17 protein-coding genes are annotated in these 24,296 nt (G+C 60.9%); 5 read left to right on the top strand and 12 right to left on the bottom strand.

Annotated elements, in window-relative coordinates:
* Positions 1 to 189: 189 nt before the first annotated feature.
* The 5 genes from P3T24_RS00615 to P3T24_RS00595 all read right to left on the bottom strand — a co-directional run bounded on the left by P3T24_RS00615 (position 190) and on the right by P3T24_RS00595 (position 6,468).
* Positions 190 to 2,172: a beta-galactosidase gene (locus P3T24_RS00615; protein ID WP_429431503.1), complete on the bottom strand. Its 1,983-nt coding sequence runs from the start codon at positions 2,170 to 2,172 to the stop codon at positions 190 to 192.
* Positions 2,173 to 2,237: 65 nt separating this feature from the next.
* A complete protein-coding gene (locus tag P3T24_RS00610; RefSeq protein WP_074269192.1) occupies positions 2,238 to 3,089 on the bottom strand; it encodes a carbohydrate ABC transporter permease in 852 nt (283 codons plus the stop codon).
* A 14-nt stretch (positions 3,090 to 3,103) separates the two neighbouring features.
* Positions 3,104 to 3,979: a carbohydrate ABC transporter permease gene (locus P3T24_RS00605; RefSeq protein WP_074269193.1), complete on the bottom strand. Its 876-nt coding sequence runs from the start codon at positions 3,977 to 3,979 to the stop codon at positions 3,104 to 3,106.
* Positions 3,980 to 4,072: 93 nt separating this feature from the next.
* Positions 4,073 to 5,305, bottom strand: coding sequence for an ABC transporter substrate-binding protein (locus tag P3T24_RS00600; RefSeq protein ID WP_429431499.1), 1,233 nt, complete (start codon positions 5,303 to 5,305; stop codon positions 4,073 to 4,075).
* 29 nt (positions 5,306 to 5,334) lie between these two features.
* Entirely contained in the window at positions 5,335 to 6,468 is a 1,134-nt protein-coding gene (locus P3T24_RS00595) for an ABC transporter ATP-binding protein (protein ID WP_429431496.1), read from the bottom strand.
* A 275-nt stretch (positions 6,469 to 6,743) separates the two neighbouring features.
* On the opposite strand from P3T24_RS00595, the gene P3T24_RS00590 reads away from it, so the two are divergent.
* Positions 6,744 to 7,772, top strand: coding sequence for a LacI family DNA-binding transcriptional regulator (locus P3T24_RS00590; RefSeq protein ID WP_074269196.1), 1,029 nt, complete (start codon positions 6,744 to 6,746; stop codon positions 7,770 to 7,772).
* Between the two features lie 66 nt (positions 7,773 to 7,838).
* Here P3T24_RS00590 and P3T24_RS00585 read toward each other — a convergent pair whose 3' ends face one another.
* Complete coding sequence (locus tag P3T24_RS00585; RefSeq protein ID WP_429408331.1) at positions 7,839 to 8,645, bottom strand: winged helix-turn-helix domain-containing protein; 807 nt, start codon at positions 8,643 to 8,645, stop codon at positions 7,839 to 7,841.
* A gap of 309 nt (positions 8,646 to 8,954) precedes the next feature.
* On the opposite strand from P3T24_RS00585, the gene P3T24_RS00580 reads away from it, so the two are divergent.
* Both P3T24_RS00580 and P3T24_RS00575 read left to right on the top strand, forming a co-directional pair.
* On the top strand, positions 8,955 to 10,619 hold the full coding sequence (locus tag P3T24_RS00580; protein ID WP_429408333.1) for an ATP-binding protein: 1,665 nt from the start codon (positions 8,955 to 8,957) through the stop codon (positions 10,617 to 10,619).
* Positions 10,612 to 11,370: a response regulator gene (locus tag P3T24_RS00575; protein WP_074266211.1), complete on the top strand. Its 759-nt coding sequence runs from the start codon at positions 10,612 to 10,614 to the stop codon at positions 11,368 to 11,370. Before P3T24_RS00580 ends, P3T24_RS00575 begins: the two co-directional genes overlap by 8 nt.
* 72 nt (positions 11,371 to 11,442) lie before the next feature.
* Here P3T24_RS00575 and P3T24_RS00570 read toward each other — a convergent pair whose 3' ends face one another.
* From P3T24_RS00570 to P3T24_RS00545, 6 genes are all read right to left on the bottom strand, one after another.
* Positions 11,443 to 12,585, bottom strand: a complete 1,143-nt coding sequence (locus P3T24_RS00570; protein ID WP_429408337.1) for a porin — start codon at positions 12,583 to 12,585, stop codon at positions 11,443 to 11,445.
* 446 nt (positions 12,586 to 13,031) lie between these two features.
* Positions 13,032 to 14,588, bottom strand: coding sequence for a methyl-accepting chemotaxis protein (locus P3T24_RS00565; protein ID WP_429431492.1), 1,557 nt, complete (start codon positions 14,586 to 14,588; stop codon positions 13,032 to 13,034).
* A 78-nt stretch (positions 14,589 to 14,666) separates the two neighbouring features.
* On the bottom strand, positions 14,667 to 15,677 hold the full coding sequence (araH, locus tag P3T24_RS00560) for an L-arabinose ABC transporter permease AraH (RefSeq protein ID WP_074266214.1): 1,011 nt from the start codon (positions 15,675 to 15,677) through the stop codon (positions 14,667 to 14,669).
* A gap of 30 nt (positions 15,678 to 15,707) precedes the next feature.
* Positions 15,708 to 17,288, bottom strand: coding sequence for an L-arabinose ABC transporter ATP-binding protein AraG (gene araG, locus P3T24_RS00555; RefSeq protein WP_429431489.1), 1,581 nt, complete (start codon positions 17,286 to 17,288; stop codon positions 15,708 to 15,710).
* 135 nt (positions 17,289 to 17,423) lie between these two features.
* A complete protein-coding gene (locus tag P3T24_RS00550) occupies positions 17,424 to 18,428 on the bottom strand; it encodes an arabinose ABC transporter substrate-binding protein (RefSeq protein ID WP_074266215.1) in 1,005 nt (334 codons plus the stop codon).
* A gap of 70 nt (positions 18,429 to 18,498) precedes the next feature.
* Positions 18,499 to 19,428, bottom strand: a complete 930-nt coding sequence (locus P3T24_RS00545; protein WP_074266216.1) for a Gfo/Idh/MocA family protein — start codon at positions 19,426 to 19,428, stop codon at positions 18,499 to 18,501.
* 177 nt (positions 19,429 to 19,605) lie between these two features.
* Between P3T24_RS00545 and P3T24_RS00540 the strand changes: the two genes are divergently transcribed.
* Entirely contained in the window at positions 19,606 to 21,348 is a 1,743-nt protein-coding gene (locus P3T24_RS00540) for an IlvD/Edd family dehydratase (protein ID WP_429431485.1), read from the top strand.
* Positions 21,349 to 22,053: 705 nt separating this feature from the next.
* Entirely contained in the window at positions 22,054 to 24,261 is a 2,208-nt protein-coding gene (locus tag P3T24_RS00535; RefSeq protein ID WP_429433206.1) for a LamG-like jellyroll fold domain-containing protein, read from the top strand.
* Positions 24,262 to 24,296: the final 35 nt, after the last annotated feature.

Genomic DNA, 24,296 nt, shown 5'->3' with positions numbered 1-24,296 from the left:
TCTGACGTCAAGTTTTGCTGATTATTATGTCAGGCAATCCTTAGCAAACCTGGACAGGAAATAATGCTCAGGTGGTGGGCAAAAAATCGCGTATCGAAACGCCTGGGATCCCTGCGCTGGCGTCGTCAGGGAGCACCGGCAGACATGAACGTGGGCGTGGGTGTGCTCCGCCCACGCCCATCGGAGGCCTTACTTAAGAAGCAGGACTTCTACACCCATCGGCTCCAGAACAAGTGGCTGGGACACAGGCTGATCCGTCAACGCGCTTCGAACAACCGGCACGGCAAGCTCGACCTGCGCCGCCTCCTTCGACAGGTTGAGCACGAACAACAGCCGCCGACCGTCGCCCGAGCGAATCGACAACTCCACCCCCGAGGGCAGATCGTCGACAGCGTTAAGTCCCAGTTCCGCCACAATATCGCCGATCAGGATCCGGTACCCGTCGTCGTCGGGAATGCAGCCGACGTAATACGCCACGCCTTGCCCGAAGTGATTTCGTGTAATGGCCGCGCGCTGCGCGAAGAACTCCGTCGTATAGGTTGCGATCGTCTCGGCGGTGGTCGGCGAGAGTATGTCGCACCACTGCGAACACGATGCCTGCGACGTGCCACGCAACAGGATGCCTTGCTGATCGTTTCCTACCGGGTCGTACTCATCGACGATGGTGCCGGCAATCTCGCTCAATCCCCCGGGCAGGCGCGCCGCGAGGCATACATTGTTCATGTTCTTCACGCCGCTACGCGTGGTGAGCAGCACGGTTCCACCCTGCGCGACGTAAGCGCGCAACTTCTCCACCACGGCGTCATTTTCAAGGAACAGAAACGGCGCCACGACCAGACGATACGGGCTGATCGCAGCAGTCCAGTTGATGACATCCGTGCCGATTCCCAACCGCACGAAGGCCTGGTGAATCTGCTTGAAATTGTCCAGATAATCGAATCCGTCCGCCTGCGGCTGGATCTTCAACGCATTCAGTTGCTCGTGCGAAAACAGCATGGCGACATCGTTGACGACGTTCGTACCTTCCAGCAACGGCGCGACATGCCGGACTTCCTCGCTGAAGCGGACGAACTCTTCAAACCGCCGCCCCGGCTCGCCGTGGTGGTCATGCAATCCATGCCAGAACTGTTCGGCGCCGACGCGCGCGGTGCGCCAGCGAAACTGGACCACGGCGTCCGCGCCGCGCGAAACGCTTTGCCAGGCGTGCGCGCGGATCATGCCCGGATGCGGTGTGCGCGACATCGGATGCCAGCAGCCTGGCGTCCCGCTCAACTGCTCCATCACCCAGAAGTTCTTCTGCTTGATGCCGCGCGTGAGGTCGTGTGTCAGCGCGCCGTGATAGACGCGCGATTTGCTGTCATTGGCGAGGTCGGTGCTCGGATAGTAGTCCACCGACGCGAAATCCATGCTGTCGAACAGATCGTAGTAGTCGTTGATGACCGGATAACCCCACAGATTGTGCGTAACGAACTGCCCGCTGCAGTGGGCGCGTATCACGCCTGCCTGGAAGCGGTTGAAGTCGGCAACGGAATCCGAGCAGAAGCGTCGATAGTCGAGCAGGTACGACGGGTTCAGGTACGGCGAGCCGCCCAGAGGGGTCGTAATCTGCGACCACTCGCTATATTCGCCGCTCCAGACCACCGTTCCCCACTCACGGTTAAGCGTGTCGAGATCGCCGTATTTGCGCTGCACCCAGAGCCGGAAGTCGCTGTTCGCCGCGTCGCTGTGACTGTCGTTGCCGATCATCTCGTTGTCGGTCTGCCAGCCGATCACGTGCGGGTTCTTGCCGTAGTGCCGTGCCAGCTTTTCGACGATGATCTCGGTGTACCGGCGCAGCGACGGGCTGTTGTAGCAGCGATGCAGGCGCACGCCCGGGTGGATGGGCTGCCGCTGGCTGTTCAACGGCAAGATGTCGGGGCACTTTGCGACGAGCCAGTTTGGCGGCGTTGCCGTCGGCGTACCAATCACCACTTCAATCCCGTGACGCGCCAGCGTCCCGATTGCTTCATCGAGCCAGCCGAAGTTGAACTGGCCTTCCTGCGGTTCGAGACGCGACCATGCGAATTCCGCGAGCCGCACCAACGTGATCCCCGCGGCTTGCATACGCTGAGCATCGTCCTCCCAAACGCCCGAATCCCAATGCTCGGGATAATAGTCGACACCGACCTTCATAAAATTTTCCTGAATGTAGAGAATGGACACCGGGTGTCGCAGCCCCGGCACGAAACCGGCAAGACTCAGCCCTTCGTTGCGCCGAATGTCAGGCCTGCTACAAAATGTCTTTGCATTGCGAAGAAGATCAGCACCGAGGGCAACGCGGCCAGTAGTGAACCTGCAGAGACCAGGTTCCATGCGGTGGTCCACTGCCCCTGCAATGCGGCAACACCGACCGTCAACGGTGCCGCGTGATCGCCCTCGGTAAGACAGAGCGCCCAGAAATAGTCATTCCAGACAAAGGTAAACACGAGCACGGCAAGCGCGGCCAGCGCGGGGCGAATCAGCGGCAGCACGATGCGGTAGAACAGCTGCCATTCGTTCGCCCCCTCCACGCGCGCAGCCTCCACGAGCTCGTAGGGCAGTTCCTTGATGAAGTTGCGCAGGAAGAGCGTACAGAAACCGGTCTGGAACGAGAGATGGAACAGGATCAGGCCGCCGACCGAATTGAACAGGCCGAGCTTCAAGGTCAGATCGCGAACTGGAATCATCAACACCTGGATCGGTACGAAGTTGCCGGCCACGAAGGTGGCAAGCACAGCCGCGTTGCCCTTGAACGGATAGGTCGCCAGCGCGAAACCCGCCATGGCGGACAGCACGATCGCGCCGATGACCGACGGGAACGTGATGAGACAGCTGTTCCACGCATAGTGCAGCATCGGCGAGTCGACCAGTACCGTTCGATAGTTCGTCAGTGCTGCGAATTGATGCGGCCAGCCCCAATAATTGCCTTGCATCAGTTCGTCCGAAGAGCGAATGGACGTGACCAGTACGGCGAGCAGAGGCAACAGCCACACAGCCAGAGCAACGGGCAGCGAAAACCTGTAAAACGCGCGACTGGCGGGCTTCCAGTGAGAAATCGGCAAGGGATACATAGACGCTCCGTGAATCAGTGATCCGAACGCAACAGGCGGCGCAATTGATAGGCGATGAAAACCAGCATGATCAGGAACAGCACGACTGCGATCGCCGCCGAATAGCCGTAGCGGAAATACTTGATGGCCTGGTCATACATGAAATACGCGAGCACAGTTGAGCTATCGAACGGTCCGCCACCCGTCATCACGGAGATCAGGTCGAAGCTGCGCAACGCGCCGATGACGGTCAGCGTGACCGCCATGAAGGTAGCGGGCCGCAATTGCGGCAGCACCACGTGCCAGAGCAGGCTCAGGCCGCGCGCGCCCTCGAGGCGCCCTGCTTCGATCACTTCCGGGTTGATGCCCGTGAGGCCAGTGAGGAAGAGAATCATGCAAAAGGGAATCTGCACCCACAGCGCCGCGACGATGATGCCGAACGTCGCCATATGTTCGTTGCCCAGCACCGGAATGCCGTGCCCCACGATCAGCTTCAGCAAACCGAAGGCAGGATCGTAGAACCAGCTGAACACCAGCCCCACCACCACGCCGGGGATCACAAAGGGCGCGAAAAACAGCGACTTTGCAAGCCGGATACCACGCACCGTCTGATTCAGATACAGCGCGAAGGCGAGCCCGGCCGGCGGTGCGAGCAACGTCAGCACCAGCCACAGCACGTTATTTTTGAGTGCGGTGTAGAAGGTATCCGAGTGAAACAGCTCGAGGTAGTTGGCGAATCCGGCGAACGTGGCTGGGCTCACCCCGTCCCAGTTATAAAAGCTCAGCATGATGCTGCGCAGGATCGGATAGATAACGTACGCCGTGAACATCAGGCACGCAGGCGTCAGAAACAACAGCGCAGCACGGCGACGTCGCCGCGCGAGCGGCGACGCAACGTTGGATACAGACATGATTCGGCTCGCTAAAGCGCGCTCAGGCGCGCATTGCATTCGTTGAAAGCGTTTCGCCGCGGCGCAGGTGCAGGCCGCCTGCGCTGCGCAAACTCATTGCTTGTAGATGCGCTGACGCGTTTCCTCGAGATGTGCGAGCACCTGATCGAGCGTCGACGGATCGCTGACGAAGCGCTGCATGCCCTTCATCCCCTCGTCGGCCATTTCCTTGGTCATGTCCCGATCGTAGAACTGCGCAATGCCGCCCTTGGTGTTGGACAGAATGGCAAAGCCCGTCTTCGTGAACGGATCGTCGGCAACGCTCGCCTGGTTATTCGCCGGCAGCGACCCGAACGCCTTGGCCCAGCGGGTGTCCATGGCGGGTGTCGACATAAAGGCAAGGAAGCGGCGCGCATCGACCTTGTTCTTCGCCTTGGACGGAATGTTCAGGCAATCTGCCGAACCGTCTTCCGCCACCGTGATCCTGGGATCCATCACGGGGAACTGGAAGTAGCCGACCTTGGGTTTGATGGCATCGGGCAACCCGCCGGCAATGAAGCTGCCCATCAGCATCATCGCAGCCTGGCCCTGTATCAGCAGTGGCTGGGACGAGTCGAGCGTGTAGGAGAGCGGATTGTCGACGAAGTACTTGTTGTCGATCAGCATCTTCCACGTTTCATAGACTTTCTTGACGCGCGCATCGGTGTAGGGAATCTTGCCGTCCATTAGCTGCATGTGAAAGGCGTAGCCGTTCAGACGCAGATCGATGTAATCGAACCACGCGGCGAGCGGCCACGCATCGCGGCCGCCCACTACGATCGGCGCAATCCCCGCTGCCTTGAGCTTCTTGCAGTCGTCGAGGAATTCGTCCCACGTCTTGGGCTCGCCTTTGATGCCCACCTTGTCGAACAGATCCTTGCGGTAGAACACGCCCCACGAGAAGTAGTCGGTCGGCAACGCGTACTGCTTGCCTTCGTACGACGAAGGTTCTTTCAGCGAGGCCAGAGTCGTGTTCCAGCCATTCTTCTGCCAGTCGCCCGACATGTCGTCCAGCAAGCCACGTTTGGCGTAGTAACGCATCCGTTCACCCTCATGCCACTTGACGATATCGGGTGCCTCCGAAATCAGCCAGCCGGGCAGCTGGACCTTGTAGGCCTCCTCCTCGATATACGCGGCCTTCACGGTGACGTCGGGATTTGCCTTCTGGAACTCGGCAATCGCCGTGTCCCAGAAGGCGCGTTGATTCGCGCCCTTGAACGCAATATTGACCGTCAGTGTGCCCGCGTGGACCTGTGCGGCAAAAACCAGCGCCGCGCCGAGTAGCGACAGGCGGAAGCCATATTTCATTTTCGTCTCCTGGGTATTTGTTATGCAGCTCAAACGGCCACGCCGTGCTCGTCGAACAGATGGCACGACATGGGGTCGATCGCGAGGCGAACCGTCTCGCCCGGGCGGACCGGTGTATTGCCCTGGACCTTGACGAGAAGCGTCGAGCCGTCAGGGTCGTTGCAATGCAGATAGCTCTGCTCGCCAAGCCGCTCGATCAGCGACACCGCGCGCGTCAGCGTCGCCGCACTGCCGCTATCGATGCCGGCCGGCCCGGTCTGGGAAGCCGAAACGTGTTCGGGCCGCACACCGAGCGTCACGGCCTGCCCCGGTTCCAGCCGGCGCGTGACATTGCCCACGCGGACGGTTTCCTGGGTACCGTTGAGAGCGACGATGGCGTTCGCGCCATCCAGCTGGCTAACGCGGGCCGGAAGGAAATTCATCTGCGGCGAGCCGATGAAACCGGCCACGAAACGGCTATTGGGCCGCAAATACAGGTCCATCGGTGTGCCGATCTGCGCGATGCTGCCCGTGCCGGCTGAGTCGCGGCTGACGTTGAGGAGCACGATCTTGTCGGCCAACGTCATCGCCTCAACCTGGTCGTGCGTGACGTAGACCGTGCTTGCCGCGCTGAAGCGGCGATGAATGCGCGCAATTTCCACTCTCGTCTGCCCGCGCAGCGTGGCATCGAGGTTCGACAGCGGTTCGTCGAACAGGAACACGCCCGGCTCGCGGACAATCGCGCGTCCAATCGCGACACGCTGACGTTGTCCGCCAGACAGCGCGGCCGGCTTGCGATCGAGCAACGACTCGAGCTGCAGGATCCTCGCGGCCTCCTTGACCTTGCTGTCTACCTGTGCGGCCGGCAGCCTTGCGAGCTTGAGGCCAAAGCTCATGTTCTCCGCCACCGTCATGTGCGGGAACAGCGCATAGCTCTGAAACACCATGGCGACGCCGCGCTTCGCGGGCGGCACCGTATTGACCACCCGCCCGCCGATCGAAATCTCGCCGCCGCTTGGGTCTTCAAGACCCGCGATGATGCGCAGAAGGGTCGACTTTCCGCAGCCTGAGGGACCCAGAAACACGCAAAACTCGTCTTGTGCGATGTCGAGATCGACGTCCCGAAGCACCGGCGCGTTGCCGTCGAATTGCTTCGAAACGCCCCGCAGGGAAATGGCTGCCATTGTGTCTCCAACCCATTTGGTTTAACGTTAAACCAAACCAACCGAAAAATACGGCCAGCGGCCGTTCAGGAGGTCGAGCAACGTCTATGTGAGGATGAAAGTTAGCAGCGCGGGATACGCTTGGCAAGTTTTTTTTCTGTGCTTTTTCGGCGCACGAAAAATTAACGGCTTCCTGTGCGGGTTGGTAAGATCGGCGTCTGCGATGATATTTACGCCTGTACTGGCGCGTGGATGGCAAGGCTTAAGGGGGGAAAATGTCGAGGCGGGAAGGCTTGATGGCGACGATCAAGGAGGTAGCCGAACTGGCGGGTGTCACGCCAACCACGGTCTCGAATGTGCTTCGTGGCCGCGGACGCGTCGGAACCGAAACGCGGCAACGCGTGCTGGACGCGGTGGAAGCCAAAGGCTACCGGCCCAATCTGAACGCGCGAGCGCTGGTCGAACGTCGCGCGCCGACTCTTGCTCTCATGCTCGGTTGCATCACCAATCCGTTTTATCCGGAATTCACCTTACAGGCCAACAATGCAGCACGCCGGCACGGGCGCTTTCTACTGGTTTGCAATACTGACTATGAGCCGGATGGCGGCACGGGATTTCTAGCCGACGTGGCGGGCTCGTTGTCGGACGGTATCCTCGTGGCAAACAACGGCGATCTGCGCATCGAAGAACTGCAGGCCATCCAGGCAACCGGCACGCCGGTGGTGATATCGATCTGGGAGTTTCCCGATGAGCCGCCCGGTGTTCCTTGTGTCGCTTTCGATTCGCACAAGGCCGGATCGATCGCCACCGAACACCTGCTGGAACTCGGGCATCGCCGTATCGGCGCGCTGATCGGCAGCGCAAAAAACGGCATCCACGGCGGTCGGTACGAGGGTTTCCGCGACGCGCTGCGCTTGCAGAAAGTCAAACACGTGCAGGCTGACGCGCGCTTCGTGACGGATACGTACCAGGGCGGCTTCGACTCCGCCACCGACCTGCTCAGCGCCCGCCCGGACCTGACGGCGCTTTTCATCTCGAACGACCTGATGGCGCTCGGCGCGCTCAACGCGGTGGCGGCGCTCGGCCTGCGCGTGCCTGAGGATGTGTCGATCGTCAGCATCACCAACATCGAAATGGCCAGTCAGTCCCGGCCGGCGCTCACGACTGTTGCCATTCCGACGGCCGAGATGGCCGAGCAAGGCGTCGAGCTGCTGATCAGGCTCGGCTCGGGCGTACGCGGCGTGCCAAACATGATTCGCACGTCCGATCCTGTGCTGATCAGGCGTGCGTCGACGGCTCCGGCGAAGCAGGGCACGCAACCGTGATCACGCCACAGAACCCGCGGGGCACGTGAGATACGCAGACTGCGCGCAGCCCCGCCCCAAGCCGTTTTATGCCCACGCTTCATGCATTTGCGCATGCTCCGTGCTGGCCGGTATGCGCGGAGTCTTCATGCGGCTCGAACGTGCGTCACGGGCCTCGCTGCCCTTACCCGTATCGCCGCAGGGCACAAAAATATAGCCGCGGCCGCGCACGGTCTGAATGTATTGCGGACTCCCAACGTCAGGCTCGATGACCGAACGTAGGCGGAATACCAGTACATCCAGGCCACGCTCCGTCTGCCCGGTGTCGCGCATGCCAAGCAGGGCAATCAGGCTCGGGCGCGACATGATCTTCAGCGGATTCACGGCGAAGACCTTGAGCAAGGCGAATTCGCTCGAGCGCAGGTCGACCTCTTCGTCGTCCTTGATCAGGCGCCGCGTTGCGAAGTCGATCTGCCAGTCGCCGAACGAGTAGCGCTCGCGGATTTCAGGCGCGGCATACACCACCGATGCCCGGCGACGCACGACCGTACGCAGACGCACCGTCAGCTCACGAACATCGAACGGCTCCACCAGGTAATCGTCAGCACCCAGTTCGAATGCGATGATCTTGTCGATCACGTCCGCCGACTTGCTGATCATGACGACCGGCATGTCGTAACCCGCGGCGCGCAAACGCCGCAGCGCCGCATGGGCCTCGGAGACAGGCAGTTCGGCGCGCATCACGATGGCGGTCGGCAATTCCTGCTCGACGCGGCGAACCAGGAAGGTCGCGTTGTATAGCACCGACATTTCGATCTGTTCACGGTGAAAATGGGCACGCAGTTCATCGCGTACCGCCTGGTCTGGCTCAACAACAAGAAGCCGCATGTTCATGACGTTCGAACACCTCTAGACTGCTGTGAAGAATAATCCGGTGACCTCCGCTTCGGCCTCGCAGCTGGGCCTGGCGGTCAGAACGGCTACCGGAGCAACCATGACGCCATAGTAGGGACCAAATGCGCACCCAAAATGGGGAAACCAAGGAGAAACTGTGAAGAACACCCGACATGAGCTTTGACGGGTGCCCGCGGATGCGAAAATCGGGCAACATACGCCGCTTCCAATGGGTATACGCGCTGCGGCAAAACCCGGCGCTCACCCGGGACAGGCGGCCACGCAAAGGCGTGGCGGCAGGAAATCCAAATGAAAATAGGCATCACGTCCAAGCTGTTTCTGGCTATCGCCACCTCATGCATTGCGATTGCAGTCGCGATGGGCGCGGCCATGCGCGTGAGCTTTGAAAACGGCTTTTTCGATTACGTCGGTCAGCGCAACACCAGCAGCGCCAACCAGCTGGAGAAGGCTCTCGAAGACGCCTATGCACAGCACGGCAGCTGGGACTTTCTGGTAAACGACCGCTCCGCGTGGATGAAGTTTGTCGAGAATTCGAGCGCCGGCACGTCAAGGTCGATGCCGTGGGGGTCGGGAAATCCCGATGGCCCGGGTGGGCCTGGAGGTCCAGGCGGTCCCGGTGGCCCAGGCGGCCCGGGTGGTCCGGGCGACGACATGGGCCCGCCAGGTGAGCCTCCCGGCCCGCCACCGGATATGCCCGACCAGCCAGGCCGCAGCAACGGCCCGGACGCGCCGGGGGGACCTCAGTTCGCCAGCCCTGCACCGAACGCCGCTGTGGCGAACCGGCCCGAAGGGCCCGCCGCGGCCTCGCAAGCCACGGCAGCGGCCGGCTCGACGCAGCCCGCCTCCCGCAGACCCGGACCGCTTCCTCCCCGCGCGCTGTACGACGTGAACAAGCGTCGCATTGTCAGCAACGGGCCGTTGCCGCCTCCCGGCTCGCCGCTGGAACCGTTGAAGGTTTCGGGTCAGGTGGTCGGCTGGCTTTCGATCGAGTCGCCCGAAAACATCTTCTATGCAGCGGACCGCCAGTTCCAGGTCCGGCAGCTAAGGGCAACGTGGATCATCGTGGCGTTGGCAGCGGTACTGGCCGCAGGCGTGGCGATGGTGCTGGCGAGGATTTTCCTCGCCCCGATCCGGCGTCTCGTCGAGGCGACCCACCGGCTCGCCAGCGGCGACTACGCGACCCGCGTTCCAGAAGGCAGCGGCGACGAATTCAACCAGCTGGCCAAGGACTTCAACCAGCTCGCCGTATCGCTGCAAACGGCGGAGACCTCGCGCCGCAATTTCATCGCCGATATCTCGCACGAATTGCGCACGCCGCTTGCCGTGCTGCGGGGTGAACTCGAAGCGCTCGAGGACGGCGTGCGCCATCCCGACCGCGCGTCGTTGTCGTCGCTGCAGACCGAGGTGGCCATGCTGAGCCAGTTGATCGACGACCTGTATGAATTGTCGCTCGCCGACATCGGCGCGTTGTCGTTCGAAAAGGTGCCGGTGGATGCGGCAGGCATCGTCGAGGCCGCTACCGACGCGTTCGAAGAGCGGCTCAGCACGCGCAATCTTGCGCTCGAAACAGACATCGTCGATCAACCTGCTGTGATCGTGGGCGACCCGTATCGCCTCACGCAATTGCTGAAGAACCTGCTGGAAAACGCCCTGCGCTATACCGATCCTGGCGGCAAGGTATGCGTCAGCGTTTCGATGCACGGGCAGCAATTGCATATCGATGTTCAGGACTCTTACCCAGGCGTACCCGAGCCTCTATTGCCTCACCTGTTCGAGCGCATGTTCCGCGTGGACATCTCACGCAGCAGACAAAGCGGTGGCGCGGGTCTGGGACTCGCATTGTGCCGCCATATCGCCGAGGCGCACGAAGGCACCATCGAGGCTGCACGCTCGCCAATCGGCGGTCTCTGGATCAAACTGCGCTTTCCGCTTCAGCCCTCTCACCATGACTGATACGCCCACTACCATTCCAATCCTGATCGTCGAGGACGAGCCGAAGCTTGCCGCGCTGCTTTCAGATTATCTGCAAGCGGAGGGTTACAGTACGACGATCATCGCCGACGGCCTGCAGGTGATTCCATTCGTGCGTGCGCAACCGCAGGCGCTGGTTCTTCTCGACCTGATGCTGCCCGGACGCGGCGGACTCGAAATATGCCGCGAATTGCGCAGCTTCTCGGCGGTGCCGGTGATCATCCTGACCGCGCGGGTGGATGAAATCGATCGCCTGCTCGGTCTCGAGCTCGGCGCGGACGACTACGTCTGCAAGCCGTTCAGTCCACGCGAAGTGGTCGCGCGCGTGAAGGCTATCTTGCGGCGCGCAGGCAAACTGGCGACGACGACGGCAACGACGACGCAGCCCGAAGCTGTACCGAAGCCGCCGTTGCTGGTGGATGTCGACCGGCACGTCGCGCTGCTCGACGACAAGGATCTGCAGCTCACGCCGATCGAGCTTCGGCTGCTGGCGTTGCTGCAGTCCACGCCCGGCCGGATCTACCGGCGCGATCATCTGCTGCGGCAGCTCTACGACGATCACCGCGTCGTCACCGATCGCACCGTCGATACACACGTCAAGAATCTGCGCCGCAAGCTGCAGGCCGTCCGTCCGGGGCAAGACATGATCCGCTCGATCTATGGGGTGGGCTATCGGCTCGACCCGGATCTTGAGACTGACTCCAGCGAAGGACCATCTACCGGTTTGCAGTAACGCGCCGCTGCAAACAAAAGACCCGGCATTTGCCGGGTCTTTTGCATCACGCGGGGCGAGACGAAGCAGACCTTAGAACCGGTGACGAATACCGATCGTGGCCGCCACCTGGCTGTCCGTCGACGACGTGCTCAGGCCGTTGATATCGGCCGTGATACCCGAATCGCCGGTGTCGCTGACATGCTGATACACGCCCATCAGGTAGACATCCGTGCGTTTGGACAGCGCATACGCCGTCTGCAGGCTGAACTGGTTGTACTTCGGACTCACGCCGTCGAGATGCGCATCGGTGAACGTGTACGCAGCCGAGAGCGACCATGCCGGCGTGATGTTGTAACGGCCGTTCACCTCATAGTTCGTGAAGCTTGCGCCGCCGCCCGTCAACGTCAGGCCGGACGACGTGCCCGAAGCCGACGCGCCGATGCTGCTCGCGTTGTAGAGATGGGTCTGCGTGAACACAAAACCGACCTTCGCCGGACCGAAGGCATAGTTCAGGCCTGCACCGTAGGTGCGTTGCGTGCCGGCCGTGAAAGTCGCATCGCTGGTCACCGCGCCGCTCGAGTTGTACGACGTGCCCGCCTTGTTCAACTCAAGGTAGCCCGCTGCCACATTCAACGGACCGTAGTTGTACGAAGCGCCTGCGCTGTAGGCGCGGTTCGTGGCGAAGCCCCCCGCGTCATTCGAGAAGCCATACAGGGTGCCGAACTTGAAACCGCCATAGTTCACGCTCGAGTACTTGATCGAGTTGTTGATGCGGAACGAGTTGTCGAGGTTGTCGTTGTCGAACGGGTGCGCAGCCTGGGTGCCTCCCGATCCTGTACCGGTAAGGGCCAACGGAGCCAGGTAGTCCACGACTGAGTCATATTGACGACCCAGTGTGACCGCGCCGTACTGGTCGCTCGACAGGCCCACAAAAGCCTGGCGGCCGAACTCGAGACCGTTCTGGCCGAGCTTGCCGGTCGCTACGCTGAAGCCGTTTTCCAACGTGAAGATTGCCTTCAGGCCGCCACCCAGGTCTTCCGAGCCGCGCAGGCCCCAGCGGCTGCCGTTCACTGCGCCGCTGGTTTCCTGGACGTTATGTGCGCCACCCTGATTGCTCGTGTAAGTGATACCGGCGTCGATCAGGCCGTAGAGCGTGACGGTGCTCTGCGCGTGAGCTGCGCCCGCACCGCCTAGAACCGCCAGCGAGAGGCCGGACAGGACGAATTTCTTCATTGCTTCTCCGTTAACCTTGAATCGGTTGTTATTGAGTGGCGGAGATTATCGTAATCCTGTCAATTCTGTATTTCGTAATTCCTTACGCTTCACTTTTTCTGCCGTTTATTCGTTTTTCCTGTAACGCTACAACTGGAAAATACAAAAGCGGCGCGCCAATACGAACGGAGCATGGCGCTCTCGCGAACATGCTCCGAACCCATACTGAATGGACCTTCAGGAGAAATCCGGAGGTGCGTTGGCAGCATCAATCCCGGGAAATGCCAAGCCGCGCAACTTCAGATAATATTTCCTCAACTTTCTTTTAATCAGCCACATCGAATGGCAATTTCAATAGCGACAATTTTAATCCTTCAAAGTTCCGAAAAATTAGATGCGCAATTTATTACCAGTTTCGCTTAATCCGGCTTACCCAGCATTACGTCGATGACTCAAGCAGATGCCGGTCAGGCACCCGCGACCTTGAACACCGAAACGGCCTCCATCAGCCTGGCTGCCTGCTCCTCCAGCGACTGGGACGCGGCCGCGGCCTGCTCGACCAGCGCCGAGTTCTGCTGGGTCGTCTGGTCCATTTCCGTCACAGCGAGATTCACCTGCTCGATACCTTTGCTTTGCTCGCTTGCAGCGAACGAGATTTCGGCGATGATCTTCGTGACCTTCTGCACCGAGCTAACAACATCGTTCATCGTCGAGCCCGCGCGTTCGGCGAGCGCCGAGCCCTGCGCGATCTGTCCGACCGAGTCGTTGATCAGCTGCTTGATCTCGCGCGCGGCAGAGGCACTGCGTTGCGCGAGATTGCGGACCTCGCTTGCGACGACCGCAAAGCCACGCCCATGCGCGCCTGCACGCGCGGCTTCGACCGCTGCGTTCAACGCGAGGATATTGGTCTGAAATGCGATGCCATCGATCACACCAATGATCTCGGAGATTTTGCGCGAGTGCACGGAAATCCCCTGCATGGTCTCGACGACGTTGCCGACCACCTGGCCACCAAGCACCGCCGTGTCCGATGCGCTCAACGCAAGAGTCTTGGCCTCATTGGCGTTGTCCGCATTCTGCTTCACCGTCGACGTGAGCTGCTCCATGCTGGACGCGGTGCGTTCGAGCGACGCCGCCTGTTGCTCCGTACGATGGGACAGGTCGCTATTGCCCGAGGCGATCTCCTGCGCGCCGACGTTGATCGATTCCGTGCTGCTGCGCACAGTCGCCACCGTCGTCACCAGGGCGTGCTGCATTTTCTTGAGGCCGGCGAACACCGCGCCCATTTCATTCTGACGTTCGATCGTGATCTCGCCGCGCAGATCGCCAGAGGCGATGCGCTCAAAATGCGCGATGACATGTACCAACGGTCGCACGACGGCGCCGATCAGGATGTGTCGTGCAAGAAAGCCCAGCAGCAACGCAACGACCGCGACGCCACCGAGCACGCCGACCATCGACTTGAAACGTGTCTGCGCTTCGGTATAGCGGGCCCTTTCGCGCTCGGTAAGCGCGTTTTCGAGGCTGGACATTGCGCTTTGATAGGCGTCTGACAAGGCTTTGGTTTCCTTGCCTTGCAGCGTCTTGAAGGCGCTAAAGTCCATCTGTTCGAGGGCATCGAAAGCGGGCAGCAGCGCCTGTTTGACAAACGCACTGCGCTTGCCCTGCAACTGCGTCGCAAGATCCCTTACCGCCGGATCCATTGGCTGGTGCGCGAAATAGTCGGCAAATTGCCGGTCGGACTCCTTGATATCCTGACGGGCATTCGCGAGCAACTGCGGTTCAGGATCTCCGACTCCGTACAGCGCGTGATAGCTGTCAAGCGACACGCGCACCCGTTGCAGCAATTCGCTGCTGGTCTTCAGATCGACCAGTATCCGGGTATCCTCCTCGACCATCTTGCTCATGCCCTCATTGCTGAGCTCGAGCATGCCGACGCTGATACCGATCACGCTCAGCAGGATCACGACAAAGGCGGTGATGACGAACGTGATACTCCCGCGGATACTGGTGTCCTTGAACATCGTGTCCTTCCCCGTATTTTTTGATGTCCCCGCCGGCGTGTAATTGATTTTTGCCGTACGGGGTGGCCCAAAAGCCGCTTAGCCCACTCGTTTGCTACGCCGGTACCGGTCGAACAGCACGGCGAGCAACAGGATGCCGCCGCGAATCAGGTATTGATAGAACGTTGGCACGTTCAGCAGGCTCATCGCGTCCTGCACCGAACCCATGATCAGCACGCCCACGAGCACGCCGGAGATCGTTGCAACGCCGCCCGTCAGGGAGACACCGCCGAGCACGCATGCCGAGATCACACCGAGTTCCAGGCCGACCGAAGTCTTGGGGTCACCGAGGCTCATCCGCGATGCAAGCATCACGCCGGCAAAACCGGTGACGAGGCCCTGCAGTACAAACACCACGATCTTGATGCGCGTAACAGGCAGGCCCGCCAGCAACGCGGCTTCGCTATTACCGCCCACCGCCAGCACGTTCTTGCCGAACACCGTCTTTTTGAGCAGGAATCCGAACAGGACGAAGCCGACGATGTTGCTCCAGATCGGAAACGAAATACCGAGGAACGAACCGCCGCCCAGATCGAAGAAGCTTTCTTCGGAAATCATCACCGCGTCGCCGTTCGACGTGATGTACGCGAGACCGCGCACCACTTCCATCATGGCAAGGGTCACGATCAGCGAGTTGATCTTGTAGCGTGCGACGAGCACACCGTTCACGAGGCCGACGGCGCCTCCCGCCAGTACGCCGCCGGCGATGCCGAACATCACGCTATGCGTCGCGGTGATCAGCGTCGAAGCCACGACGCCCGAGAACGCAACGATCGATGCCACCGACAGGTCAACTTCACCGAGCGCCAGCACGAACATCATCGTGACCGAGATCGAACCGATCAGCGTAACCGAGAGCAAAAGCCCCTGAATATTGCGTGCGCTGATGAAATCCGGCACGGTCAGCGACAACGCGCCAAACAGTATGATGAAGACCATCACAATGCCTGACTTGTTGATGAAGTCCCATGCCTGCATGGCGCGCGGACGCGTGGCGACGCCGGACGCCGGATTCGTGGCTGCGGTGTTGGTAGGTTCTTGTGTTTGCATTGTGTCTGTTTCCATTCGGTCAGTCTGGCCTTAGCGCGGCAGGGCGAGCTTGATCAGCGCGTCTGGGCTCGCCTGGGCCTTCGGCAAATCGCCGACGATGCGGCCTTCCTTCATCACCAGCACCCGGTCCGCGATGCCAATGACTTCTGCGAGGTCGCTCGATACGACGATCACCGTGCGACCCGCTTCGGCCAGCCCATAGAGCAGGCCGTAAATTTCGCTGCGCGCGCCGACGTCGATGCCGCGGGTCGGTTCGTCCATCAGGAACACGTCGATCTCTTCGGCAAGCCAGCGCGACAGGATCACCTTCTGCTGGTTGCCGCCCGAAAGCGTGCCGATAGGTGTCTCGCCGTTGCGCGTCTTGATTGCCAGCTTCGCGATGAATTCCTTCGCGGTCTGCGCTTCCTTGCGGCTGTTGAGCACGTTGAAGCGGCTAAAGTGGCGGCGGCAACTGATGTTCAGATTGTCAGAGACCGACGCGATCGAGACGATGCCTTCCTGCTTGCGATCTTCTGGACACAGCGCCACGCCGGCTCGCACCGCATCGCGCGGCGTCGTAAAGCGCACCGGCTTGCCTCTCAGCACAATCTCACCGGCAGCCGGTTTCACCGCGCCGTAGATCAGCTTCATCAATTCGGACCGGCCCGCGCCCACAAGGCCAAAGAAGCCGACGATCTCACCCTTGCGCGCGGAAAACGAGGCGGGCTCCTTGAGCCCCTTTCCCATCAGCCCCTTCACTTCCAGTTGCACATCGCCCGTGGGACGCGCGCGGTAACCATACACATCCGCAATCGAACGCCCTACCATGCAACTGATCAGGCGGTCCCGATCAAGCCCCGCACCTGCTTCGAAGGTGTCGATATGGTGTCCATCGCGAAACACCGTGACGCGATCGCACAGCTCATAGACTTCCTCCATGCGGTGCGTGACGTAGATAATCGCGCGCCCTTCGGCCTTGAGCGCCCGGATGATGCGGAACAGTTGCGTCGTCTCGCGCGACGAGAGCGAGCTGGTCGGCTCATCGAAGGCAATCACGCGCGCGTCGCGCATCAGCGCCTTGCCGATCTCGATCATCTGACGCTGACCGATAGACAGATACTTGACCTGCTGAGCCGGATCGATCTTTTCGCCGAGGCGCTCGAGTTCGCGCATGGCGCGGGCCAGCAGCGCCTTCTCGTCAAGCACACCGAAGCGGTTGGGGAGCGCGCCGAGCATCAGGTTCTCCGCTACCGTCAGCTCCGGCACCAGATGCAGTTCCTGATAGATGATCGCGACGCCCGCCTCGATGGCGGCCTTGGTAGTGGTGAACTGTTGCACCACGCCGTTCAATGCGAGCGTGCCCGCGGCCGGCTGGTTCACGCCCGAGAGCACTTTCAGCAGCGTGGATTTGCCCGCGCCGTTTTCGCCCATCAAACCATGAACTTCGCCGCGACGCACGTCGAGCGAAACCTGATCGAGCGCCAGTACGCCCGGAAACTGCACGGTGATGCCGGCAAGCTGGAGATAAGCCTCGTTATCTGCGGAACCCCCGAGAGGAGCCGCGCTGGACACAGCAGCAGACGCCGCGCCGCTGGAACTCAGATGCGCCGCGTCGGGTTGGGAAACCGTCATCAAATGCCTCTTGCTGGTGAATACGACGCGCGGGCGGACACCTTGAACACCTCAGGTGTGCCGCCCGCGCCGCGAGTGTTGCCCGTCATGCGGGCAAGCTCACGTGCACGCTCTTTCGAGCGCTCATTCGAACGCTTAAATACCGAGTTCCTTGCGCACGCTTTCCCAGTTGCTGCGCACCATCAACTCACCGGTCGTCTGCGTATCGGCGGGCGGCTGCTTGCCCGTCTTGATCCACTCGACGAGGTTCTCCGTGCTCTGCTTGCCGTGGTTCGTCGAACTGACAGCGATCGTGCCGTAGAAGCCGGTCGGTTCCTTCTTCTGGAACTCGGCGAACGCTTCGCCAGCGCCGTTGATGCCGACGCCAATCACATCGGACGCGGGAATGTGCAACTGCTCGGTCGCGCGCACGCCGCCCAGCACCGTTTCTTCGTTGAGCGCGAAGATCACCCACTTCTTGATGTTCGGATGCTGTGCAAGCACCGGCGAGACTGCGTTGAAGCCGCCTTCGTCATCCGTCGTCTTTTGCGGTGCATCGAAGATGTTTTCTTTCTTGAAGCCGTTGGCGAGCAGCGACTGCGTGGCGCCGTCGGTGCGTTGCTTGGCGGTCGGCAGTTCGTAGTCGGTGATGCGCAGCGCGCCGACTTCTTCCGGCTTCCAGCCACGACGTTTCATTTCATCGGAGATTGCCTGGCCCACCTGATTACCGATCTTGATGGCCGACATGCCGAGGTGCGGCACATCGCCGAGCGGCTTGCCCGTCGAGTCCACCAGTTGATCGTCGACGGTGACGAACTTCATGTTGTAACGCTTGGCGCGTGCTTCGATTGCCGGTCCGAGACGCACGTCAGGCGCGCAGATCACAAAGCCCTTGGCGCCTTGCGCACCGAGGTTATCGATTGCAGCCAGCACCTTTTCGCCGTCCGGCGTGCCGATGTTCACTACCGAGAAGCCATCCTTCTGACCGACAGCGGTCGCGGCCTTCTGTTCATTGATGAACCACGCCTGCTCCGGCATCTTCACAAGGAAGCCGATCTTGAGGGGTTCATCTGCGCGCACCGAAACCTGGGCCGCGAACGGTACCGCGAGGACAGCCGCGGCAACTGCGGACAGGGTCAATCGGCGAAGCTTCTGGTTCATCTGGGTCTCCTGGAATACAACTTGGGTTTGACTACGTGTGGTCTAAGACTTGTGACTCGGCGCACGGCGTTCACTCGACGAAGGCTTCAACCGCGTGCCGGTGACCTAGCAGCAATGCATCGGCCACATGCTCGAGCGGGCGCAGATCGACGTCACTGCGGCCCGCGGTGATCAGTTCATGAAAGCGCTCGTACAGGCCGGGATATTCGCGTTCCGGGCCGACGTCGACGGCCACGCCGTCGATATGCAACTGCTTGCCGCCCTGCGCCAGACGCAGCACACCGCTGCTGGTCGTCACCTCGATCTGCCACAGTTCTTCAGAACCATGGCGCCAGTCGAACTCTGCGCGAACCGGCGTATCGTGGTCGTCGATGAAATTGAGGTTGGCGGCAATCGGGGTCTGCCGGTTGGACGGCACCCATAGCTCGGCCGACTTCAGGAAAAACGCGCGCGGCAAGATGCGCGTGATGATCGACAGCGCGTTGATGCCTGGATCGAACACGCCCAGGCCACCCGCTTCCCAGATCCAGTCCTGATTCGGATGCCACTTGCGGACGTCTTCTTTCCAGAGGACGGTCACCGACTTGATCTCGCGCTGTGCGAGCCAGGCCCGCGCGGTCTCGACCCCAGGCGCGTAGCGTGAATGCCACGAAGCGAACAGGCTGCAGCCTTTTTCCTGGGCCAGCGCGGCGAGAACGGTCACCTCGACGACACTCGCGCCGGGCGGCTTTTCCAGCATCACATGTTTACCGGCCAGCAGGGCAGCACGCGCCTGCTCGAAACGCACTTGCGGCGTAGCGCAAAGCGAGACCGCATCGAGATCAGGCTCTGCCGCGAGCAGTTCCTGCACTGTCTTGTAGTTGCGCACGCCGTCGACCTGCGCGTTGCGGCTGGCACAGGCGACGAGCTCGAACCCGTCGTTTCCCGCGAGAGCCGGCAAATGCTGATCGCGCGCGATCTTGCCCACGCCAACCAGGCCCACCGAAATTTGCTTTGGCATGTTTTGGCCTCAATGATTTTTACGCTGCTTCCGGCCACGCCTCGCCAGCGAGGTCGCGCCGTCCATCACAATTTTTAATAGTCACACTATATTGCGGGTGTTTTGGCACAAATATTCGTGAATACCCTAGTGAACACTCCAAATAGTCTTACTATAATGTGGGATCAGGAGGGCATCATGCCAGACAAAAAACGAGCGTTGCGCTCGACGCAGTGGTTCGGCACAGCCGACAAGAATGGTTTCATGTACCGCAGCTGGATGAAGAATCAGGGCATCCCCGATCACGAGTTCCAGGGCAAACCGATCATCGGCATCTGCAATACGTGGTCGGAGCTGACCCCGTGTAATGCGCACTTCCGCAAGATCGCGGAGCACGTCAAACGCGGGGTGTTCGAAGCAGGTGGCTTCCCGGTCGAGTTTCCGGTCTTCTCGAACGGCGAGTCGAACCTGCGCCCCACGGCCATGTTTACGCGCAACCTCGCGAGCATGGACGTGGAAGAGTCGATCCGCGGCAATCCGATCGACGCGGTTGTTCTGCTTGCGGGCTGCGATAAGACCACTCCTGCGCTCCTGATGGGTGCAGCGAGTTGCGACGTGCCCGCCATTATGGTCAGCGGCGGCCCGATGCTCAACGGCAAGCATCAAGGCCGTGACATCGGCTCCGGCACCGTTGTGTGGCAACTGAGCGAGCAGGTCAAGGCAGGCAAGATCTCTCTGCATGAATTCATGTCCGCTGAAGCCGGCATGTCGCGCTCGGCGGGTACCTGCAATACGATGGGCACCGCTTCGACCATGGCCTGCATGGCCGAGGCGCTTGGCGTGACGTTGCCGCATAACGCCGCGATTCCTGCTGTGGATGCACGCCGCTACGTGCTTGCCCATATGTCCGGCATGCGTATCGTCGAGATGGCGCTTGACGACCTGCGCCTGTCGAAGCTGCTGACGCGCGAAGCATTCGAGAACGCGATTCGCGTGAATGCCGCGATTGGCGGCTCCACCAATGCAGCGATCCATCTGAAGGCGATTGCCGGGCGGATTGGCGTGGACCTCGAACTCGACGACTGGACCCGCGTGGGCCGCGGCACGCCGACGCTCGTCGACCTGCAGCCGTCGGGCCGCTTCCTGATGGAAGAGTTTTACTATGCGGGCGGCTTGCCTGCGGTGCTTCGACGTCTCGGCGAAGCGGGCCTGCTGCCGCATCCGGATGCGTTGACCGCGAATGGTCAGTCGCTGTGGGACAACAACAAGGAAGCGCCGCTCTATAACGACGAAGTGATCCGTCCTCTGGACAAACCTCTCGTCGCCGACGGTGGGCTCTGCGTATTGCGCGGCAATCTCGCACCGAATGGCGCCGTGCTCAAGCCCTCCGCCGCCACGGCGTCGCTGCTCAAGCACCGCGGCCGCGCTGTCGTGTTCGAAAACTTCGACGACTACAAGGCACGCATCGGCGACCCCGAACTCGACGTGACCGCGGACTCCGTGCTCGTGATGAAGAATTGCGGGCCGAAGGGTTATCCGGGCATGGCCGAAGTGGGCAACATGGGCTTGCCGCCGAAGCTGCTCGCTCAAGGTGTGACGGACATGGTGCGCGTCTCGGATGCGCGCATGAGCGGCACCGCTTACGGCACCGTCGTGCTGCACGTGTCGCCGGAAGCGCGAGCGGGCGGCCCGCTCGCCGTGGTCCGCGAAGGCGACTGGATCGAACTGGACACCCTCGCCGGACGGCTCCACCTGGACGTCAGCGCGGAAGAACTGACCGCGCGTCTGGCCGACTGGGCAGAATCGCAGCAGAAGTCGCCGGCTGATACGAGCGGATACCGCCAGCTTTATGTCGATCACGTTCTGCAAGCCGATCAGGGTTGCGACTTCGACTTCCTGGTGGGATGCCGCGGCGCCGAGGTGCCTCGCCACTCGCATTGAACATACGACGGCAACGGTAGCGGCCATGCCCTGCTAACCCGCGGCGTCGAATCCACTCACCGGCAGGCTCGCAACGCGATGCCTGCCGGGTCGCAACGCCCACCTTCCGCCAATGCATCGACCGAGCTCGACGCATATCTTCAGTCACTCCTCCCACCGAATTTCGGTCATCAAAAGCCAAATAAATCCTGAGACTTTTATAAGGATTTTCTGAATCTCCAATTGAATTTCTTTACAAAATCCAACAATCGCGAAATTTATTTCTTACCAGATAAAATAACTCTAACATTTACCCTTCAGGCCGTGTGAGATCCGCCGTTTACAAAAGGAGGTGGCGATCGTAGGCAGACTTCGCCACCGCGGCAAATCCAATCCGCCGTATCTGGCGTATTGAATAGCCGGAATAAATCGATCTGCATCGGCATTAAGATTTGATGTCGTAAATCGAATGCATACCCGTACCAGGCGTTTCTATAAAAAATAGGAATGCAAAGTACTGGGTGCCGCATGGAAAGCCCCCGCAATGAAGTGGTCCGCCGTTCAGTCCGGAGGAGGAACGTCGCGGGCCCGAGCGCAAACGTTTGCCAACTATTCAGGAGTATGAAGGGTATGAAGAGGTCGAAACCGAGGCTGGTCGATACACAAAGAATCGTTGCGAATCCGGGCACATCGGAGACGCAGTCCGGACAGTCAGACAGTCTCGCCATGCAGGCACAAATTGCTGCAAGCATTTCGCGCCGCACGTTTCTTTACAGCCTGGGCGCCCTGGCGCTGTCGGCATGTGGTGGTGAGGGAGTGGGAACCTCGTCCGATCAGGCGGCGCAGACATCCGAAGCGTCCAGATCGGCGTCGACGGCATCGGACCTGGCGCAAAGCAGTTCCTCCACCGGCACGTTCGTGCATCCGGGCTTGCTGCACACCCAGAGCGATTTTGACCGGATGAGCCAGAAGGTCGCGGCGCAAGCTTCTCCGTGGATAGATAGCTGGAACATCCTGATCGCGAACAGTCACGCGAGCCTGTCCTATTCGCCCCGCCCGCAGGCGGTCGTCTACCGGGGCAGCGACGGCGTGCATTCGCAGAACTACACTTTGCTGTACAACGACATCGCAGCCGCGTACGCCTGCGCGTTGCGCTGGAAAGTGACGGGCACAACGGCGTATGCCGACAAGGCGGTGCAGATCATGAACGCCTGGTCGTCCGCATTGACCGCACTCGGCGGCGATACGAATGTCGACCTTGCCGCCGGCATTTACGGCTACGAATTTGCCAATGCTGGCGAAATCATGCGCACGTATTCGGGTTGGGCAGCCGCCGACTTCGCACGCTTCCAGAACATGATGTCCAGCATCTTTTATCCGATCAACCATGACTTCATCAACCGGCACAACAACACCCAGGAGACGCACTACTGGGCCAACTGGGATCTATGCAACCTGGCATCGATCATGGCCATCGGCGTGCTGTGCGATAACCAGTCGCTCTTCGACGAAGCCGTTACGTTCTTCCAGAGCGGCCCCGGCAACGGCTGCATCCTGCAGGCGGTCTACTACGTGCATCCGGGCTATCTCGGCCAATGGCAGGAATCGGGACGTGACCAGGGGCACGCCACACTCGGCATCGCGCTGGCAGGCGCGATCTGCGAAATGGCCTGGAATCAGGGTGTCGATCTCTACGGCTACGACAACAACCGCTTCCTCATGGGGGCTGAATACGTTGCGAAAAGCAATCTGATCGAATCAGGCACGACCTATTACACGGTGCCCTTCGTGCGCTACAACAACGTCGACAATGTCAATCAGACCGGGTTTTCAACCTCCGCTCAGGGTACCGCGCGGCCTTGCTGGGCGCTCGTCTACAACCATTACGTCAACCGCAAGGGCATGGCCGCACCTTATACGCAGAAGTTCGCCGTGCTGGTCCAGCCGGAAGGCGGCGGAGGCAACTATGGATCAACCAGCGGCGGTTACGACCAGTTGGGCTATGGAACGCTGACCTGCACGCTGGACGCCATCGCCAACGGCGTGCCGCCGAGCGGGCTCGCCGCGACCTCAAGCGCGGGACAGGTCATCCTGTCGTGGTGGGGTACGGCCTATGCAACGAGCTATAACGTGCAGCGCGGCACTGCATCCGGCGGCCCCTACACGACCATTGCCAGCGGCGTCACCGATCTGCTCAGCTATACGGACAGTGGCCTCGCAGCAGGAACCTATTACTACGTCGTGACTGCGCAGACGCCGTCCGGTGAAACAGCCGCGTCGAACGAGGCGGTCGCCATCACCGCCGTACAACTGCAGACCTACCTGACTTTCGACGAAGGCAGCGGCACGAATGCGGCCGATTCAAGCGGCAAAGGGCACACGGGTGCACTGACCGGCGGTGCAACCTGGGCGGCCGGCAAGCAAGGCCACGCTGTATCGCTCGACGGCAACACAGGCTATGTCAGCCTGCCCGCCAACATCGTTGCGGACGTCTCCGACTTCACGATCGCGGCCTGGGTCTACTGGAACGCGTCGAAGAACTGGGAACGCATATTCGACTTCGGCAGCGGCACGGGCCGCTACATGATGCTGACACCCCGCGCCAACACGGGCATCGCGCGCTTTGCGATCACACTCAACGGCAGCGCGGGCGAGCAGGACATCAACGGCAATGTCGCGCTGCCCACCGGACAGTGGGCGCATGTCGCGGTAACGCTGTCGGGCAGTGTCGGTACGCTGTACCTGAATGGCAACGCGATCGGCTCCAATACGGCAATGTCGTTCGCGCCGTACCTCGTGGAAAGTACCGACCAGAACTGGATCGGCCGTTCGCAGTTTGCAGCAGACCCCTACTTCAACGGCTTGATCGATGAGTTCCGCATCTATCGCAACGCGCTCACTGCCGAACAGATCACTGCATTGATCTCGGCATAGTGACGGCCTGCCGGATGCCAATGCCTTCTACAGGC

It is taken from the genome of Paraburkholderia sp. GAS33 (assembly GCF_050436645.1).
Lineage (GTDB): Bacteria > Pseudomonadota > Gammaproteobacteria > Burkholderiales > Burkholderiaceae > Paraburkholderia > Paraburkholderia phenazinium_B.
This window is presented reverse-complemented; position numbering and strand designations above follow the sequence as displayed.

Bases quoted from the DNA above. Each gene is read 5' to 3' on its own strand.
- P3T24_RS00615 (WP_429431503.1), bottom strand. From the start codon at position 2,172: ATGAAGGTCGGTGTCGACTATTATCCCGAGCATTGGGATTCGGGCGTT.
- P3T24_RS00610 (WP_074269192.1), bottom strand. From the start codon at position 3,089: ATGTATCCCTTGCCGATTTCTCACTGGAAGCCCGCCAGTCGCGCGTTT.
- P3T24_RS00605 (WP_074269193.1), bottom strand. From the start codon at position 3,979: ATGTCTGTATCCAACGTTGCGTCGCCGCTCGCGCGGCGACGTCGCCGT.
- P3T24_RS00600 (WP_429431499.1), bottom strand. From the start codon at position 5,305: ATGAAATATGGCTTCCGCCTGTCGCTACTCGGCGCGGCGCTGGTTTTT.
- P3T24_RS00595 (WP_429431496.1), bottom strand. From the start codon at position 6,468: ATGGCAGCCATTTCCCTGCGGGGCGTTTCGAAGCAATTCGACGGCAAC.
- P3T24_RS00590 (WP_074269196.1), top strand. From the start codon at position 6,744: ATGGCGACGATCAAGGAGGTAGCCGAACTGGCGGGTGTCACGCCAACC.
- P3T24_RS00585 (WP_429408331.1), bottom strand. From the start codon at position 8,645: ATGAACATGCGGCTTCTTGTTGTTGAGCCAGACCAGGCGGTACGCGAT.
- P3T24_RS00580 (WP_429408333.1), top strand. From the start codon at position 8,955: ATGAAAATAGGCATCACGTCCAAGCTGTTTCTGGCTATCGCCACCTCA.
- P3T24_RS00575 (WP_074266211.1), top strand. From the start codon at position 10,612: ATGACTGATACGCCCACTACCATTCCAATCCTGATCGTCGAGGACGAG.
- P3T24_RS00570 (WP_429408337.1), bottom strand. From the start codon at position 12,585: ATGAAGAAATTCGTCCTGTCCGGCCTCTCGCTGGCGGTTCTAGGCGGT.
- P3T24_RS00565 (WP_429431492.1), bottom strand. From the start codon at position 14,588: ATGTTCAAGGACACCAGTATCCGCGGGAGTATCACGTTCGTCATCACC.
- araH (WP_074266214.1), bottom strand. From the start codon at position 15,677: ATGCAAACACAAGAACCTACCAACACCGCAGCCACGAATCCGGCGTCC.
- araG (WP_429431489.1), bottom strand. From the start codon at position 17,288: ATGACGGTTTCCCAACCCGACGCGGCGCATCTGAGTTCCAGCGGCGCG.
- P3T24_RS00550 (WP_074266215.1), bottom strand. From the start codon at position 18,428: ATGAACCAGAAGCTTCGCCGATTGACCCTGTCCGCAGTTGCCGCGGCT.
- P3T24_RS00545 (WP_074266216.1), bottom strand. From the start codon at position 19,428: ATGCCAAAGCAAATTTCGGTGGGCCTGGTTGGCGTGGGCAAGATCGCG.
- P3T24_RS00540 (WP_429431485.1), top strand. From the start codon at position 19,606: ATGCCAGACAAAAAACGAGCGTTGCGCTCGACGCAGTGGTTCGGCACA.
- P3T24_RS00535 (WP_429433206.1), top strand. From the start codon at position 22,054: ATGCAGGCACAAATTGCTGCAAGCATTTCGCGCCGCACGTTTCTTTAC.